We start from the raw sequence: 1,232 nt of genomic DNA, 5'->3' as shown, positions 1-1,232 counted from the left end.
TTCTGTTACCTTAACGGGTAATAGTGCTATCGTTGCATTGTCCGGGAACAACCGGATAAATGTCGCGTAAATGTATCAGCCAATCCAATTTTCTGTTCTGAAGCGCCAGCGTTCGTTTCCGGTGTTAGCATCTAGGGCGTAGAGCAAGGTCAAATTTAAAAGTTAGCAAAAACCAGATGAATAATGTTGTTGATTATCTTCGAGTGAGCCTAATAGATCGGTGTAACTTTCGATGCCAGTATTGTATGCCGGAGGGTGCGGAAATTGACTATATCCTAGAGATGAACTTACTGACCAACGGGGAACTGCTGAAACTGCTGAGGGAAGTTTTTATCCCGGTGGGGTTCACTAGGTTTCGTCTAACGGGGGGTGAACCGTTGCTGCGTCCTGGGGTAACGGAATTAGTGTCAAAAATCGCGGGATTTCCAGAAACGGAGGATCTATCAATGACGACTAATGGTTTTTTGCTATCCCCGATGGCAGAATCTCTTTACCAGGCAGGTTTAAGGCGGATTAATATTAGCTTAGACTCTCTAGATCCTGAGATTTTTAATCAAATTATTGGTAATCGTGGGCGCGATCGCTGGCGACAGGTTTGGGATGGAATTCAATCGGCTTATCGGGTAGGGTTCAACCCACTGAAGCTGAATGTGGTGGTAATTCCGGGGGTAAATGACCATGAAATCCTAGATTTAGCGGGGTTAACGATAGACCGAGATTGGCACGTTCGGTTTATCGAATTTATGCCTATTGGCAATGGCCAGTTATTTGGCGATCGCGGTTGGGTAGCTTCGGAAACGTTGAGAGAGCAAATTCGGGGTCGTTGGGGTTTAGCAGAATCCCAGGTGCGAGGGAACGGACCCGCAGATGTTTTTAAAATTCCGGGCGCTAAGGGAACCCTAGGATTTATCAGCCAAATGTCGGAATGTTTTTGCGATCGCTGTAACCGAATGCGCCTATCAGCGGATGGTTGGTTAAGGCCTTGTTTACTCAACGAAACAGGTCAGATCGACCTCAAAACGGCTTTGCGGTCGGGTGTTACGGTGGAGGACCTACAAAAACAGGTTAGGGATTTACTAGGTATAAAACCGGAAATCAATTTTAAGGACAGGGACACAGGAACCCCCAACGGATACAGCCGCACGATGTCGCAAATTGGTGGTTAATGGAATTGATATTCTGATACATTTACGCGACATTTTTCCGGTTGTTCCCGGACAATGCAACGATAG

The 1,232-nt window shown here is 46.3% G+C and carries 2 protein-coding genes and 1 pseudogene; 2 read left to right on the top strand and 1 reads right to left on the bottom strand.

Annotation, left to right across the window (positions count from 1 at the left end; genetic code table 11):
- Window positions 1-70 (top strand): annotated as a pseudogene (locus P5683_RS24995) (transposase); the annotation flags it as partial.
- Window positions 71-75: 5 nt separating this feature from the next.
- On the opposite strand, the gene P5683_RS26635 reads toward P5683_RS24995, so the two are convergent.
- A complete protein-coding gene (locus P5683_RS26635) occupies window positions 76-147 on the bottom strand; it encodes a hypothetical protein (protein WP_369076470.1) in 72 nt (23 codons plus the stop codon).
- A gap of 29 nt (window positions 148-176) precedes the next feature.
- Here P5683_RS26635 and moaA point away from each other — a divergent pair, with 29 nt between their 5' ends.
- Complete coding sequence (moaA, locus tag P5683_RS24990) at window positions 177-1,166, top strand: GTP 3',8-cyclase MoaA (protein ID WP_008052103.1); 990 nt, start codon at window positions 177-179, stop codon at window positions 1,164-1,166.
- Window positions 1,167-1,232: the final 66 nt, after the last annotated feature.

The sequence above is a fragment of the Limnospira sp. PMC 1279.21 genome (genome assembly GCF_032349615.1).
GTDB classification, from domain to species: Bacteria; Cyanobacteriota; Cyanobacteriia; order Cyanobacteriales; family Microcoleaceae; genus Limnospira; species Limnospira fusiformis.
This window is presented reverse-complemented; position numbering and strand designations above follow the sequence as displayed.

What these genes read in the sequence shown, in the direction of transcription:
- moaA (WP_008052103.1), top strand. Translation starts at nt 177, where the DNA reads ATGAATAATGTTGTTGATTATCTTCGAGTGAGCCTAATAGATCGGTGT.